The 16,187-nt window shown below is 73.1% G+C and carries 8 protein-coding genes; all 8 read right to left on the minus strand.

Translation table 11 applies throughout. The features are described 5' to 3' along the window. Positions 1-38: 38 nt before the first annotated feature. The 8 genes from AAEP86_RS13815 to AAEP86_RS13850 all read right to left on the minus strand — a co-directional run bounded on the left by AAEP86_RS13815 (position 39) and on the right by AAEP86_RS13850 (position 16,186). Positions 39-821: a hypothetical protein gene (locus AAEP86_RS13815; protein ID WP_420367889.1), complete on the minus strand. Its 783-nt coding sequence runs from the start codon at positions 819-821 to the stop codon at positions 39-41. 233 nt (positions 822-1,054) lie between these two features. Beyond that, positions 1,055-2,995 carry a zinc-ribbon domain-containing protein gene (locus tag AAEP86_RS13820; protein ID WP_420367890.1) on the minus strand — a complete coding sequence of 647 codons (1,941 nt, stop codon included), beginning with the start codon at positions 2,993-2,995 and terminating at the stop codon, positions 1,055-1,057. After that, on the minus strand, positions 2,992-5,487 hold the full coding sequence (locus AAEP86_RS13825) for a transglutaminaseTgpA domain-containing protein (RefSeq protein WP_420367891.1): 2,496 nt from the start codon (positions 5,485-5,487) through the stop codon (positions 2,992-2,994). Before AAEP86_RS13825 ends, AAEP86_RS13820 begins: the two co-directional genes overlap by 4 nt. Beyond that, on the minus strand, positions 5,484-6,899 hold the full coding sequence (locus AAEP86_RS13830; RefSeq protein WP_420367892.1) for a DUF58 domain-containing protein: 1,416 nt from the start codon (positions 6,897-6,899) through the stop codon (positions 5,484-5,486). The genes AAEP86_RS13825 and AAEP86_RS13830 overlap by 4 nt, the downstream gene beginning before the upstream one ends. Beyond that, positions 6,896-7,867 (minus strand): AAA family ATPase, encoded by a 972-nt coding sequence (locus AAEP86_RS13835; RefSeq protein ID WP_420367893.1) that lies wholly within the window; start codon positions 7,865-7,867, stop codon positions 6,896-6,898. Before AAEP86_RS13835 ends, AAEP86_RS13830 begins: the two co-directional genes overlap by 4 nt. A gap of 76 nt (positions 7,868-7,943) precedes the next feature. Next, positions 7,944-13,850 carry an Ig-like domain-containing protein gene (locus AAEP86_RS13840; RefSeq protein ID WP_420367894.1) on the minus strand — a complete coding sequence of 1,969 codons (5,907 nt, stop codon included), beginning with the start codon at positions 13,848-13,850 and terminating at the stop codon, positions 7,944-7,946. Continuing rightward, the gene (locus tag AAEP86_RS13845; protein WP_420367895.1) at positions 13,823-15,235 is read right to left on the minus strand and encodes a serine/threonine-protein kinase; all 1,413 of its coding nucleotides are present in this window, start codon (positions 15,233-15,235) and stop codon (positions 13,823-13,825) included. The genes AAEP86_RS13840 and AAEP86_RS13845 overlap by 28 nt, the downstream gene beginning before the upstream one ends. 129 nt (positions 15,236-15,364) lie before the next feature. Further along, positions 15,365-16,186, minus strand: a complete 822-nt coding sequence (locus tag AAEP86_RS13850; protein WP_420367896.1) for a PP2C family protein-serine/threonine phosphatase — start codon at positions 16,184-16,186, stop codon at positions 15,365-15,367. Between the last annotated feature and the right edge of the window lies 1 nt (position 16,187).

Raw genomic sequence — 16,187 nt, forward strand, 5'->3', positions numbered from 1 at the left:
GCTGACCGCAGGCCGTCAGCGTGGCTGAGCGCGGGTCGTCACCGCGGCTGGCCGCAGGTCGTCACTGCGAGATGCGTCGCGTCGAGGCACGGGAGCGCCGGCGCGACGGCACGTCCCCGGGCCTCGTCGCGGCGCCGGACGGTGACGCCGTACCGGGTGACCTCGATCGCCACGTCCCACCGCCTCGGCACCTGCCCGTGACCGGGGACGAGCACGACCGTCAGCGGGGCCGGTCCGCACGGGTCTGCAGCGACCACGGCGGTGCCCTCGGGCAGGTCGGGTCGCAGCACCCGGACACTGCCGGCAGCGGCGTGCGTCGTGCCGTTCGCCGAGCTCGTCCCGCTCGGCCCGACGAGCGCGGCGAGGTCGCGGGGTGCTGCCGAACGGACCGCGAAGCCCTGCGCGCCGGCGACTGCCAGAACCTGGACCGCGAGGGCACGGAACACCGCGTGCGCGACGGCACCGCGGCCGACGACCACGACGTGCGTCCGGGTGCCCACGACGTCCACCGTGACCGCGTGTCCGTCCGGTTCCGTCCCGAGGGTGATCCTGCCCGGGTCGCGCGGCCGGCTGACGGAGCGGGTCCCGTCCGCCGCTGCTGCCTCGCACTCGTCGCGCACGGGTGGCCCGACGACGACCACGGTCTCGAGCGACCGGCCGGTGGGCCAGGTCCGGACGAGGACGAGGTCGAGCCCCGCACAGCACGCAGCCGCGACCAGGAGGACCGCGCGGGACGGACCGGGCAACCGTGCCAGGACGCCGGCAGCGGCGAGGGCCACCGACGCCCCGACGAGCAGACATCGCGCCACGAGCGGGTTCACGGGCGTCAGCACAGCACGCTGCGACCGACCAGCGTCGATCCTGTCGGCGCCCTGTGGATCGGCGGATCACAGGTCGCCCGTGTGGAGGACTCGGTGTCCGCGGTCGGCGCGGCGTCAGGTCGGGTCGGACCGCTCCGAGGACGGCGGACCCGGCACGAGGACGGCAGCCACCGCCGCAGCGGCGGCGGCCACGACCTCGGGACCCGCCCCGGGCTCGACCCGCGGTCGGGCGGTCACTGCACCAGGAAGAACTGCTCCCCGATGTCCACCCGGGCTCCGCGCTCGACCCGGTAGCGACGGCCCGGCTCGCAGCGGCGGATGGACCCGTCGATGTGCCGGACGACCGTGCCGTTGCCGGAGAACCGGTCCGAGACCCAGAGGTCGTCGCCGTCGCGGCCGAGCTCGAGGTGCGTCTTCGACACCGACTTGCCCGGATCGTGGACCGTCAGCAGGTCGTCGAACCGCTCTCCGGGCTGGGGGCGCGGGAGCCGCCCGACGAGCCCGGTGCCCTGGACGCCGAACCGTTCGCCGGTGCTGAAGTGCAGCACGAACGGCGCGTGGGTCGGGGTCTTCGTGACGATCCGGGTCTCCTCGACGTCGTCCTCGAGGTCGCCGTCGGCACTGGTCGGCGCGTCGTCCGTCGTCGGGAGCGGCAGCACCGGTCCGGTGACGCCGGGCAGCGGTGGGAGCGGAGCCGCGGTGGGCACCCGGAGCGCAGCCGTGTCGTCGGCGACCGGGGTGGCAGGCGGTGCGGGCGTCGCGGTGTCGGTGTCCTCCGACGACGACCACGCGGCGTGGACGCCCCGTGGTCGCACGGGCAGACGCGGGGTGTCGTCCTCGACCTCCGGAGCTGCGGGCGCAGCGGTGTAGCCGGCAGCGTCGTCGGGTGCGTCGTCACGTCGGGACTCGTCGGCACCGTCGGTCTCGACGCGCGCGTCGGTCCCGTCGGTGTGGCCGGTCTCCGCGACGTCGGCGCTGCCGGTCTCGGCTCCGCCGTCGGCTGCGCCGTTCTCGGCACCGCCGTCGCCCGCGTCGGAGTCGGCACCGCCACCGGCCGCGCCGGACTCGTTGTCGGTGTCGGCGTCGGTGCGGGCGGTGTCGTCGGCCTGCGCGGTGCCGCCGTCCGGGACGACCACCTCGTCGGCGACGGCCTGCACCGAGTCGTCCGCCGCCCAGTCGGGCCGGTCCATCGGCAGCGGCACGATCTGCCCCGTGAAGGCAGCCGTCACGGCGGGCCGGACCGCCCCGCACTCACCGCAGAAGATGTCGTCGGGCTCGAGCACGTGTCCGCACACGTGGCAGGTCGTCGCCTGCGAGCCCGGGGTCACGAGCGGCGCAGGGCGCACCGGGCGACGATCGACGAGCGGCTCGACGACGGCCGTGTCACCCGGCTGCGGCGTCGGTGCCACCGTCTCCGAGCCGTCGGGCGCGCCCGTTGCGCCCGAGGACGCGTCGTCCTCGGGCGAGGTGGACGTGGCGTCCGACGCGGCAGCGGCGTTCGAACGTCCGACCCACCAGGACGGCCCGGCGGGAGCGGCAGCGGGCGCCTGCTCCCGCGGCGGCGACCACACGGGCGCAGCCGACTCGGGACGTGCGTCCTGTGGGACGACGGTTCCTGTCGGCGCACCGGCGCCAGGTGCCGGGTCGGCCGGACCCGCCGCGCGGTCGGCGATCCGGGTGACCTCGGGGTCCTCGGCCTCGGACGGGTAGGCGTTCGGGTCGAGCGGAGGTTCTGCGGGCGCTTCGGCGGGGGACGTGGTGTGCGTGTCCCACTGCTGCTCCGCGGGGACGCCGTCCGACGCAGCCGACTGCCCGGTCCAGTCGCCCAGGCCGGATCCGGCTCCGTGCACGTGGGTGGGTGCCGAGCGCGGCGCGTGGTCGTCCGGACGTTGCACGGGGACCGGCGCCGGCGGCTGCGCGTCGCGCCGGTCGGCTCCGGTCAGCCACGCGCGGGTGGCTGGGTCGAGGGTCGCCTCGGGCAACCAGGCGTCGTCGGCCGGATCGAGCCGACGACCGTGGACGTCGGGCTGCTGCAGGGGTGGCGGCGGAGCCTGCTCGACGGGCGTCGGCGCGACGGGTCGTCGGTTCGCCGCAGCGGTCACCGCTCGCCCGCACTCACCGCAGAAGATCGCCCCGTCCGGCAGCATCGATCCGCAGTGTTCGCATCTGATCACGGGTGTCCTCTGTCCTCACTCGGCCGTCCACGACGCTCGCCGGCCTGCAGGCCATCGTAGTCACGCGCTCCGGCCGCTCCCTGGCCGCCGGTCGGCCGCCGCCGACTGCCGACCGCTGCGGCGATCCCGTCGCGGACCGGTCGCGGTGCGACGGCGGTGCGGAGCGAGCGGAGCGAGACGGCGGCCCGGATGCGTTCCTTCCGGGTCCGACCGGCACCCAGGCTCGCGATCGCATCGTCGGCGGCGGACCACATTCGGTCGGCGGTCGTGACGTCGACGTCGTTCGGACCGAACACCGACCGGTCCGCGAGGGCAGCCAGCCCGATGCCGCCCTCACCCGGCGCGCCGACCACCGCCTCGCGGCGCGTCGCCGAGCGATCGACGTCGTGACCGCGGTCGACGAGTGCGTCGCGGTACTCGTCCCACGCTCCGACGACCCGTGCGCGTGGCGTCGCAGCCCGACGTCGACGGCGCCTCCGGATCCGCTTCAGCAGCACGACCACCCCGAACGGGAGCAGCACGAGGGCGACGAACCCGAGAGTCGCGAGCACCCACGGCAGCGCCGCGAGGAGGATCTGCAGCCAGAGCGGCTGCACCGGCGGCGTGTTGCGGTCGCTCTGCGGCGGAGCCTGCTGCGACTGGTCCTGCTGCTCGGCAGGGGGCGGCGGGACGACGGTCTCCGGGCGGGTGACCGGCTGCGGGGTCTGCTGCTGCTCGTCCGGGATGTCCCGCACCGTCGGGTTCGGGTCGATCATGACCCACCCCCACTGCGCGGTGTCCACCTCGACCCGGGCCGTGACGTCGGACCCCCGGAACGTGGTGGTCCGACCCGTGGTGGACCCGGTCGCGGCGTCTCTCCCGGCGTCGCCACCGGCGGTGAAGCCCAGGACCACCCGCGCCGGGAAGCCGAGCTGGTCGGCCATCAGCGCCGCGGCGGCGGCGTACTGCTCCTGGTCGCCGATCATGATCGGCGACGTCAGGAGTTCCTGGATGCGGTCGGCGCCGTGCCCGGACCGGCTGGCGCGGTCGTCGCCGACCCCGTGGCTCACGTAGCCGTTGCGCTTGAGCTCCTGCACCATCGCGACGAGCTTCGCGCCGTCCGTCTCGGCGTTCGCGGTGGAGGAGTCGACGGTGTCCCGCACGGCGTCGGGTACGGACCGGGGCGTCGGGACCGAGGCGTCCCCGGGTCGAGCGGACGCCAGCTGGTCGTCGGTCGGCTGGTCCGGCAGGACGGCCGTCAGCTCGTACCGGGTGCCGTCGCCGACGCCGCCGACCACCGCTCCGGTGCCGGTCGACCCGTTGTAGAAGAACGCCCCCCGCTGCTGCTCGCCCTCGGATCCGGAGAACGTCACCCGTTCCAGGTCCCCCACGGTGGGCAGCCAGACCCCGCGGTAGCCCTCGACGGTGACGCCGACGCGCACCGTCTCGCCGCGCACGCCGCGCACGTCCACCGACGTGGGCACGCGTTCGAACGTGCCGGAGGCCGTCGAGCCGTCCGAGCCGCCGACGCGGAAGACGACGCCGTCGTACGTGTCGAGCGTCGCGATGCGGACGAACCCGCCCTCGGGGAGTCCGGTCACGCGCAGCTGGGCCCGGTCCGCCTCGGTCTGCTCCTCGTAGGCACGGAACCCGCTGAGCGGGCTGACGTGGTCCCGTGGGTCGAAGGGCTTCACGACGTCGGTGCGCGCGACCGTCCGGCCGACCGAGGGTGGCGCGACCAGGCCGAGGCCGGTCGCGACCACCGCGGCGGCCACGATGGTGCCGGTCCCGACGAGCGCCGGCCGGAGCACCGACCGCGCCACCGGCACGCGGGACCCGATGGTGGTCGCCACCGCGACGGCGCGTCGCGCATGCCGCACGGTGAGTGCCCAGACGAGCGCGATGCCGGTCAGCGCGACCGCGGTCAGGATCGACGTGTCCAGCCGGCTCGGCCCGACGACGACACCCGCCGCGAAGAGCACGAGCGCCGGGATGCTGGCCATCTCCTGCCGGGAGGCGCGGGTCGCCACGCTCACGGCCGTCACCGTCGCGACGAGGAGCGTCACGAAGTACGGCACGAGCAACGACTCGTAGGACCCGACCGGCAGGCTGATGGTCACCAGCCGCTTCCAGCCGAGGGCGACGCCCGCGAAGAGGTCGACGAGGCCCGACCCCGTCGGCAGGAGCCCGTTCGCCTGGCCGGGGACGGCGGCGGGCACGCCGGACAGCGTGAACGCCGCGACCGTCGCGACGGCGACGACCGCGGTCGGGAGCCGGAAGACCGTGCCGAGGAGGGCGACGACGGTCCCCGCGAGCACCGCGGTCACCGCGGCGACGACCATGGCGTCGTCGCGGTACACCGGCCACCACGCCGTGCTCGCGACCGCCAGCAACAGCCACACGGCGAGGGTCCCGCCGACGAGCCGCGTCGGCGTCAGGCGCCGTGCTTCGCGGCGCGCGTCCTTCCGCACCGTCTTGCGCGCCCGCGTCGCCGGTTCCGCTGCGGCGCTCACGCGGCCGACGCCGATCGGTGCAGGGCGTGGCGCAGGTCGTCCAGGTAGCCGATGGTCATCACGGTGAGCCCGGCGACGCGGAGGAAGCGCGGCTGCGCCTCGGGCTCGCAGATCACGGCGACGACCTCGACCCCCACCGGGAAGCGGGTGGCCGCGAGGCGGAGCGCCGGCAGCTCGACGGTGGAGCCGACGACCAGGAACGCGACCGAGATGCCGGCGGTGTCGTTGCCGACGATGCGGGACACCTCGGCGACCGGCAGGCAGGCGTCCGCCAGCCCGACCGACGCGAACTCGTCGAGCAGGCGCGTCGGGGTGATCGTCGGGAGCGGGTGCACGGCGTAGACGGCACGCTTCGCGAACTCCGGGGTGCGTTCGGAGACCACGACGGTCACCTCGCGACCGTCCCGGATTGCCCGGGAACCGAGCGAGGCCGCCGCGCTGACCGCGAGCTCGAACTCCTCGTCGTCGGCGAACTCGGCGCGCGAGGTGCCCAGCGCGATGACCAGGTGCGACCGGCGCGTGTCCTCGAACTGCCGGACCATGAGCGCGCCGGACTTCGCCGTGGACTTCCAGTGGATCGTGCGGGGGTCGTCTCCGGGCATGTACTCCCGGATGGCGTGGAACGCGATGTCCGACGGCGACAGGTCGGTCGTGGCCTGCCCCTCGAGGTCGCGCACGAGACCGGTGCTGGTCGACGGGATCGCGATGGTCCGGGGGTGGACGATGACCTGCTCGCGGGCCGTCCACACCACCTCGCGCCGGACCAGGCCGACCGGGTCGGCTCGGACGCCGGTGACCGGCCCCACGTCGAGCACGCCGCGCCGGACGGTGGGCACCGGGACCGCTCGCTCGAACGTGCCGCGCGGTCCGATCGACGGGATCGCGACGTCGACCAGTCCGGCACCGACCGGGACCTCGACGGTCGTCGGGACCGACGGCAGCCGCGCGGGGTTCTCCGCCGTCACCACGACGCCTGCGGCGTCGCCGACGGCCACCCGGTGCTGCGGCAGCCGCATCCGGATGAGCAGACGGGACCGCCCGATCAGCGCGATCCCCGCGACGACGACGAGGACCGTCCCCGCGAAGCCGACCACGACGACCTCGCGCAACCCGAAGCGGTAGCCGAGCACGAAGGCGACGAGCGTGAGCGCGGCGACCGTCCATCCCAGGCCGGTGACCACGGACGAGACCTCTGCCCACCCGCGCTTGACGAGCCTCCAGGCTGTCGCCCATGCCCGCGCGAGGCCGACGACGGCGTCCGCCGCGACGCCGTCCCGGTCCCCCACCAGACGGGTGCGGACGTTGGTCAGGCCGGCGACCGTCCCCGTGCGCTCGTACGCCGTCGTCCCGCGACGCGACCGCGTCGAGGACGGGCGGCGCGACCGCGTGGAGACGGGCCGGCGGTCGGTCACGACGCGGCCCGGTCCGCCGGCGGCGGGGTCTCGACCAGGAGCTGGGCGATGACGCTCGGAGCGCTGACTCCGTCGAACTCGGCCTCGGCGTCGAGGACCAGGCGGTGCGCGAGGATCGGCACGGCGAGGGCCTTCACGTCGTCCGGCGTGACGTAGTGACGGTTGTTCAGCGCTGCGAAGACGCGGGACGCTCGCATCAGGCCCATGGCGCCGCGCACGCTGACGCCGAGTCGGACCTCGCTCGCGGAGCGCGTCCCGTCCACCAGGCGGGCGACGTAGTCGGCGATGACCGGGTCGACGTGCACGGTACGGGCGACGGCAGCCATCTCGGTGATCGTGGCGGCGGGGACGACGCTCGCCAGCGGGACCGAACTCGACGGCGCCGAGGCGGTCTCGAGGATCTTCACCGTCGCGGCGTGGTCGGGGTAACCGATCGAGGCCTTCATGAGGAACCGGTCCAGCTGGGCCTCGGGCAGCCGGTACGTGCCCGCCTGCTCCACCGGGTTCTGCGTCGCGATCACCATGAACGGCGCGGCCAGCTTGTGGTTCACGCCGTCGACCGTGACCGCGGACTCCTCCATGGCCTCGAGGAGCGCCGACTGGGTCTTCGGGCTCGCGCGGTTGATCTCGTCGGCGAGGACGATGTTCGAGAAGACCGGTCCGCGGTGGAAGTCGAACTCCTGCGTCTTCTGGTCGTAGACGCTGATGCCGGTGATGTCGCCCGGCAGCAGGTCCGGCGTGAACTGGATGCGGTTGGTCGAGCCCTGGACGCTCTGCGCCAACGCCCGCGCGAGGCTGGTCTTGCCGGTGCCGGGGACGTCCTCGAGGAGGAGGTGGCCCTCGCTGAGCATCGCCGTGACCGCGAGGCGGATCACGAACGTCTTCCCGAGGAGCACCTGCTCGACGTTGGTCACGATGCGGCCTGCGACGTCGGCGAACCAGGTGGCCTGCTCCGGGGTCATGCTCATGCGGTGTCGTTCCTCGTTCTCGGGGATGGCAGATGGCAGTAGGGGCAGCGTACGGTCAGCGGGCGACGGCGGGGTGCTACTCGGACGCGGCGGGGTCGGAGGGCTGGGGGTCCGACGGCTGGGACGGCTCCGGGTCAGGTTGCGGTGCCGGCGCGACCGCGAACGGTTCCGACCGGTCTCCTTGCGTGGCCAGCCGCGGGTTGGCGTCGTACGTGATGGTCGCCTGCACGCGCATCGACCGCACCAACAGGGACGGGCTCGGAGCGGTCTCGCCGTCGTTCCAACTCCGCGGGACGTCGATCGGGACCGACCCGTTGTCGTCCGCGTACCAGTAGGCGGTGTACCGGACGCTGAAGCCCTGCGCCGACGGTCCGTTGACCGCGACCGGGTTGCCCTGCTGCGCTGCGACGACTGAGGCCGTCGCGTCGAGCGCTACCGCCTGCACGCGCTTCGACTGCGCGTCCGCGGTGCAGAACGACGTACCGGGTCCGCCGCAGGCTCGGAGCGTCACGGTCACCGCGACGTTCCGCGAGCCGTCCCCAGGGACACCGGTCCACGACTGACCAGGGGCCAGGCTCACCGTTCCGCCGCCGGTCTCGAGCAGGTAGTGGTCGACCTGTGTCCGGGGCGCGGTGACCACGGCGTTCGGCCGGCTCGTGCTGTTCGACGTCAGCGAGACCGTGGGATCGTCCGTGCCGTCGGGACGCTCGTAGGCGGTCGTGTCGGTGTACTGCACGTTGCAGAAGTAGCCGTTGGACACCGTCACGGCGAACGTCCTCTTGCCACCCTCGACGCCGTCGACGGTCGTCGGACTCGACGAACCGAGCGAACCGGACGGCAGGTTGTTGCAGTCCACGTTGCCGGACTGGAAGACGGCGTAGCTCGCGGACGGTCCGCCCGCGAGGTCAGCGGCCCCCCAGGTGACCGTCACGACGGACCGGCCCGAACCGTCGGCGGTGTTCGCGACGTTCGCGGAAACGTTCGACGGTTTGGTCGGCACGCCGACGGCGGACCCGGTGGCGGACGCCGAGTTCCACTGCACGACGGTGCCGTTCCGGTCGGCGCTGTTGCGCGGCGACACGGTGACCGTGTACTGCGCCGCGCTCTGCGCCCCGGTGAACGACGTGCTCGTCGCCGTCCCGGTGCTCCGCGTCGACGACAGACCGGGACCCTCGATGGTCACGACGTAGTTGCTCACGGCGGTGCCGTTGTTGGGGGTCCCGACCGGGTTCCACGAGACGTCGAGCTGGTTCGGCGTGCTCTTGCTCGGGACCACCGCGATGCCCTTGGGCGCCGCCGGCACGAAGTCGGCGCTGATCGGTGCGGACTCCCCCGACGCCTTCGAGTCACCGACGGCGTTGGTCGCGACGACGCTGAAGCGGTACGACGACGTGGGGTCGAGGCCGGTGATGGTGCAGACGGTCGCCGTGCCGCAGTCCTTGGAGACGCCGTTCGTGCCCTGCAGCCGGTAGCCCGTGATGGGCGAGTTGTTGGCCTGCGGGGTCGCCCACGTCAGGGTGGCCCGTCCGCCCTCGTAGGCACCGGTGCGGCTCGGCGCTCCCGGTGCGTCGGGGACGTCCTGCACCGAGATCGTGACGTCGCCCCACACGTACCGGGCTGGGTCGTTGGTCGCGTCGGCGACCTGGTACTGCAGGTGCGTCTCCGTCGGCTTGGCGTCCTCCGAGACGCTGACCTGCAGACGGGACCGATCGGCGCTCGGCGTGACGGTGACGCCACCGGGCAGGCCGCCGGAGAGCCCGCGGATGTTGACGACACGGAGTCGCTGCTCGGGGAACGGGTTCGTCGGCTGGTCGTTCTGCAGGACGTCGATGGTGGTGGTGGCACCACGCTTCGTGACCGACCGGTCCGCTCCCGGCTGCACGAGCGGACGCGTCGACCCGACGACGTTCACGGTGATCGATCCCGACCGCCCCGCGTTCGCGTCGTCGGCGACACCGACGCCGACCGTCGCGGTGGTGTCCTTCTTCGCCGTGTCCGAGACGGCGATCGTCAGCCGCTGCCCGGAGATGGTGGCCGTCGTGCCGGCGCCCGGCTTGCCGACGACGGAGTACCGGAGCTCGGGCAGGTCCTTCGGGTAGGGGTAGTCGGTGAGCTTGGTGAGGTCGATCGTGCGCGAGTCACCCGGCTGCACGTCGACCGCGGACCCGGTGAACGCCGGGGGCTGGTTCGAGCGCGGTGTGACCTTGATCGGCAGGACGAGCGTCGCGACGCGACCCTTCCCGCCGTTCGCCCGCGAGCCGTCGGTGACCTCGAACGAGATCGACGCGTTGCCGTAGTAGAGCTTCGACGAGGTGAACTGCAGCGTCGACGAGTCGACGACGAGGTCCTGCCCGCTCGCGTGCGTCGCCTTCACGGTGCCGTCGTCGGTGATCTTCGCGGTCTCACCGTTCGCCGTCACGACGTACTTCGACAGCGGGATGCGGACGGTCGCCTCGCTCTTCACGCTGATCGCGCCGGCCGTCCGGTTCACCTGCGGCAGGGCGTCGTCGAACCCGGGGACGTGGATGAACCCGTAGGAGACGACGTCCGGGTGATCGATGCGGGCGACCGAGAACGGGATCACCTGCGACTCGTCGGTGAGCCGGACGGAGATGCGCTGGTCGTCGGTGGTGCGGGCGGTGTCGCCGTAGCCGTCCACGACGCCGACGCGCAGGTCGGCCGCCGTGCCCTCGGCGAAGAAGACGTTGTCGAGCACGTCCACCGTGACGCTCTGCCGGTGCATGATGTCCTGCAGGTCGAGTGTGGTGTCGTCGACCTCGGGACGCAGGGGCTGCGCGTCCGGATCGACCGTCACCGTGAGGAACGCCGTGCTCGAGCCGCCGTTCTCGTTGCCCACCGTGTACAGCACGGCGTAGTCGCCGTTCTTCGCCGACCTCGGCGGGGTGACCCGGATCTGCTGCCGGTGCAGGACCTTCGCGACCACGCCGTCCGCGGTGGGCTCCGCCTTCGTGACGGTGAGCTGGCCGCCCTCGGGGTCGGAGTCGTTCTGCAGCACCCGGACGGTGACGGACCCGCCCGGCCGGATGGTGACGTGGTCCGCCTCGGCCACGGGGTTCGCCGCCTGCTCCGCGCGCGGTGCGATGCCGACGCGGACGGTGCCGGTCGCCCGGGCGCCGAGCGCGTCGACGACCGTGTAGGTGAACTCGTCGGTACCGGCCGAGTAGTCGCCGGCGTCGTAGGTCAGCGAGTCCGTGCCGACGTCGCTGACGGAACCCTTGTCGGGGTTGGATGCGACGCCGACGAGCTGGACCGAGTCGCCGTCGGGGTCGATGCCGTTCAACGGGATCGAGACACGCACGGACTGCCCCGCGACGACGCGTGCGGTGACGGTCTGCGGCACCGGCGGGTTGTTCGTCGCGGCGTCCTGCTCGCGGACCGAGATCGACACCGCCGCGTCGGCGTACTGCCCGTCCGGACCGGCGACGCGGTACACGGCCGTGTAGTTGCCCGGGGTGGTCGGCGCGAGGTACCGCAGGTGGTCGCCGGAGACGAACAGGAGGCCGCCGTCACCGGGGACGTTCTGCACCAGGTCCGGCAGCAGCGTGAGGGGTTCACCCTCGGGCTGCGTGTCGTTGTCGAGCACGTCGATGTTCGCGACGTCGCCGACCCGGACGGTCGCGGTGTCCGGCTGGGCGACGGGCGGCTGGATCCGGTCAGGCTTCGGGATCTCGACGACCGTCACCGTGCCGGTGGCGGACGCGAGCCCGTTGGTCACCGTGTAGCCGAACGAGACCGGGCCGTCGAGCGGAGCGGTCAGGGTGACCCGGACGGTGTGCTGGTCGAGGATGCTCGCCTGCACACCGGTGCCGCGGTCGGGACCGTCGAGGGCCGTGACCAGCAGGACACCTCCGGCCGGGTCGATGTCGGTCGCGGTGACGTCGGTGTCCTTCGTCGACAGGGTGGTGACGAAGACGGTCTTCGGCGTCGTGATGGGTGCGCTCGACGCGTCCGGGGGCGCGAGCACGGTGATGCGGACGATCCCGCTCGTGGTCTTCGTGCCGTCGGTGACGGTGTACTCGAGCTGGTGGTCGCCCGCCGCTGCGCCCTGCACGCGGAAGGTCCCGGCGTCGTAGCTCGGGGTGACCGTCAGCCCGGCCGACGAGGAGACGCTCGTCAGGGTCACGGTGCCGTTCCCGCCGCGGACGTGGTCGAGCGGCTCGACGGTGAACGCCTTGCCCGCGTAGCCCTGCACGGGGAACGGGTCGGCGTGGAGGGGGACGCTGCCCTGCTTGGCGACGTGGGCCGTCACCGATCCGCGTCCGTCCGCGCGGCCGTCGCTGACGACCAGCTGCACGGCGCGGTCGCCGGTCTTCCCGCTCGCGTCACGGAAGTCGAGCAGCCCGTCCGGGGTCGTCGAGACACGGTCGCCGTCGGCGGCGCTCGCGGACTTGAGGTAGAACGGGTCGCCGTCGGGGTCGACCCAGTCCGCCAGCACGTCGGTGACGACGTGGCCGTTCTGCACGACGTCCGCCGAGGTGTCGCGCACCTGCCGCGGTGGGTCGTTCGACGACTCGGGACGGACGCTCACCCGGACCGTCGCGGTGTCGGACCCGCCGTTGCCGTCGGTGATCGTGTACGGGAAGGAGACCGTCCCGCTGGCCCGTCCGGACAGGGTGATCTGCAGGCGTTGCCCGTCACCGACGATCGCGACGTCGCCGACGGCGTCGTCGACCTGCCCGACCTCGCTGATGACGATCGGGTCGCCGTTGGGGTCGTAGTCGTTGAGCAGGACCGGGAGGCTCGTGGTGCGCCCGGGACGCGCGCCCAGGTCGTCGTCGACCGCCACCGGCGGCTTCTGGTCCTTGTCGACCTCGGGGTCGTCGTCGGAAACCTGTTCCTGCTGCTGGTCGTCGTCCTTCTTGATGAGGTCGGCCCAGTTGTCGATCACCTGCCCGCTGCGGTCGATCGCCCAGGAGCGGCCGCTCTGCGGGTCGTTCGCGACGACCGTCCGGCCGTTGTGCAGGATCTGCAGGCCACCGGTCCCCGCCGTGTCGGCGAGACGCTGCAGCCCCGAGCCCTGGCACGAGTCCATCGCCTGGCCGCCGGCCCACGCCGCGTAGGTGCAGGAGCCGACGACCGTCGGCCGGGCAGCCCGTCCGGACACCTGCAGTGCGGTCGTGTCGACCGTGCCGGAGGCCGAGACGCGCGCGAGACCCGCCGTGCCGGCGACGGTGACCTGCCCCGCCTCGTCGGCGGATCGCTGGAGCGAGGGCGACGCGCCGACGCGGTCGCCGAGGTCGACGGTGTCGCCGTCCACCGAGATCTCCCCGGTGGTCCGGTCGAGCACGGCCACGTGGTCGCCGAACGATGCGACCTGGAAGTCGTCGGCTCGGTCCATCTTCACGGTCCAGCGGCGGTCGACCGTCAGCGTCGTGCCGACGTCGACGAGCGACGCCGTCCCGGTGCGGGGCGAGTACACGGCGACGTGGTCGTCGGAGGCGTCGAACACGGCGTCCGCCCCGAGCGTCAGGTCGGCCTTCGTCGAGGCGTCGAACTCACCGAGGTCCTTCGCGGGCGTCGCCCACAGCTCACCCGTGTCGGCGTTGCCGATGACGGCGGTCGACCCGGCGAAGAAGACCTGTGGAGACCCGGCCGGCAGCGTCACCGGGTCCGCGACGGTGGCGTCGGCGACGTCGACCTTCGCGACGGTCCCCTTGGTCTGGTCGACGCTGTAGACCATCGACCCACGCTGCAGCACCGACAGGCTGTCGCTGGCGGTCTCGACGGCGGTGTTGAGCTGGAGGACGCCGGTGTTGGCCCGTCCGACGGCGCCGTACTCGGCCGACGGCACCCAGACCGTGCCGTCGCCGAGGTCCACGCGCTGGGTGTGGTAGCCGGTCGAGGCGACGGCGGCGGTCGCGACGACGGCGCCCACGACCACGGACGCACCGACGGTGAACGCTGCAGACCGGTGCTTCGCGAGGAACGCCCGGATCACCCGGCGCTCCCGATCGTCGCGCACTTCTGGGCGCTGGCGACCCCGGTCTTGCCGTCGCGGTTCACGGCGACGGCGATGCACTCCTCTTCGCCCTTCTTCCCGGAGACGACGAAGCTCGTGCCCGTCTGCTGGCTCGCTGCGCCGTTCGACGAGATGACGTAGGTGTCGCCGTTCCGGAGACCCGGGTCCGCCCAGGTGAAGGTCACGGACGCCGCGGTGGTCTCGGCCCGGACGTCGGACACGACGGGGATGGCGCCGGCACCGACCCGCCCGAGCACGATCACCGTCGCGACGGCGAGGGCTGCCACCACGACGACCGTCAACGACGTCGCCCACACGAGCGTGGAGCGGGACCTGCGCCGCGCGCGCGTGACCGAGCCCGTGCGGTGGACCGTCCCGACGCTCTGCGCCGCTGCCGCGGACGAGCCGCCCTGCAGGGCCTTCCGCGTCCGCCGGCGCGCGCCGACGCGGGACGGCGGCTGCAGTTCACGGATCATGGTGCGGTCGCCGTCGGGCGTGGGGGTCGAGACCGCCCACGCCTCGACCGCGACGTCGGCCGCGGTCTGCGGGATGCCGAGCTCGGCCTCGACCTGCTGGAAGCCGCGGACGAGTTCCATCACCGTCGAGGGGCGGCCGGCGACCTTCCGCGACATCGCGGCGGCCAGCAGGCGCTCGAGCGACGGAGGGACGTCGGTCCGGCCGGTCGGCTTCACGCCACCCTTGTCGATGCGGCCCATCAGGTCGGACGCGCCGTTCTTGCCGCCGCGGACCTCGAACGGACTGCGGCCGGCGAGCAGGGAGTACACGGTGGCCGCGAGCGAGTACACCTCGGACTGGATGGTCCCGTGGGACTCGTCGATGAGGACCTCGGGCGCGGACCACGGGATGGACATGCCGACGGGCTCGTCCGGGTCGGCCTCGCCGATCGTCGCGGCGATGCCGAAGTCCGACAGCACCGGGTTGCCGTAGGCGGTGAGGAGGATGTTCGACGGCTTGATGTCCCGGTGCAGCACCCCTTCGCGGTGCGCCGTCTCGAGGGCGGACCCGATCTTGATCCCGATCGACAGGACCTCGGAGACCGGCACGGGTTCGCGGCGGTACCGCTCGCTCAGCGAGGACGAGCAGAGCTCCATGACGAGGTAGGGCCGACCGTCCGACGCGACGCTCGCCTGGAAGACCGTGAGGATCGAGGGGTGCGTGCTGAGGCGCGCCATGAGGTTCGCCTCCGCCTGGAACATCTGCCGGACGCGGTCGTCGACGACCTCGTCGAGCAGGACCTTCACGGCGACCTGCCGGCGCGGCATGTCCTGCTCGTAGAGGAAGACGTCGGCGAAGCCGCCGGAACCGAGGACGTGCACGGGGCTGAAACCGCCGATCACGGGCGGGCTCGACGGCAGGCGTCGCGCCATCGTGCCCTCCTCCCCGGCCGAGCGGCCAGCTCTCTCGTCACGGCCATGCCATTGTACGAACCGCGGGTGACCGACATTCCGCACACCGCAGCGCGCGGAGGGGCATCGGTCCCCCAGTTCGGGGGCCACTCAGTGACGCGGCAGCGTGTCCTCGACGTCGCCGTCGTCCGGTGCGCCGTCGACCTGCAGGACGACCACGGTGACGTTGTCGCGTCCGCCCGCGACGACGGCGTCGCCCACGAGGCGCTCGGCGAGTTCCTGGGCACCGGGGACGCGTGCGGCGATCCGGGCGATGCCGGCGTCGCCGAGCTCCTTCGTCAGACCGTCGGAGCAGACGATGTAGCGGTCCCCCGCGCGCAGCGGCAGGGTCCACCAGTCGGGCTCCGGCGGCTCCCCGAACCCGACGGCCCGCGTGATGACGTTGCTGTCCGGGTGCCGCTCGGCGTCCTCGGCGCGGAGGAGACCGGCGTCCACCATCTCCTGCACGACCGAGTGGTCGACCGTCACCCGGCGGAGCACGCCGCCCTCGATGCGGTACGTGCGCGAGTCGCCGACGTTGAAGACGAGCGCCGCGGGCTGTCCGACCGAGGCGACGAGCGCGATGCCGGTCACCGTGGTGCCGGCACCGATGGCGTTGCCGCCCGCGGCGCGCTCGATGTCCGCGGTGGCGAGGAGGAGGGCACGCTGGATCGACTGCCGGGTGGTGAAGGCGCTCTCGGTGGCCTGCTCGAGACGACGCACGACGGCGTCGCTCGCGCGGTCGCCCGCGAGGTGCCCGCCCATGCCGTCGGCGACGACGAAGAACGGCGCACCGACGATGTAGCTGTCCTCGTTGTGGTCACGGCGACGGCCGACGTCGGTCGCTGCTCCCCACGACAGCGTCAGGGTGGCGCCGTCGGCACCGGGGACGTCGATGGCGTGCGCAGTCGCTGCTCGGCCGAGTTCGGTCACG

The organism is Curtobacterium sp. L1-20, from assembly GCF_048755855.1.
In the GTDB taxonomy this organism is placed as follows: Bacteria; Actinomycetota; Actinomycetes; order Actinomycetales; family Microbacteriaceae; genus Curtobacterium.

Bases quoted from the DNA above. Each gene is read 5' to 3' on its own strand.
- AAEP86_RS13835 (WP_420367893.1), bottom strand. From the start codon at position 7,867: ATGAGCATGACCCCGGAGCAGGCCACCTGGTTCGCCGACGTCGCAGGC.
- AAEP86_RS13845 (WP_420367895.1), bottom strand. From the start codon at position 15,235: ATGGCGCGACGCCTGCCGTCGAGCCCGCCCGTGATCGGCGGTTTCAGC.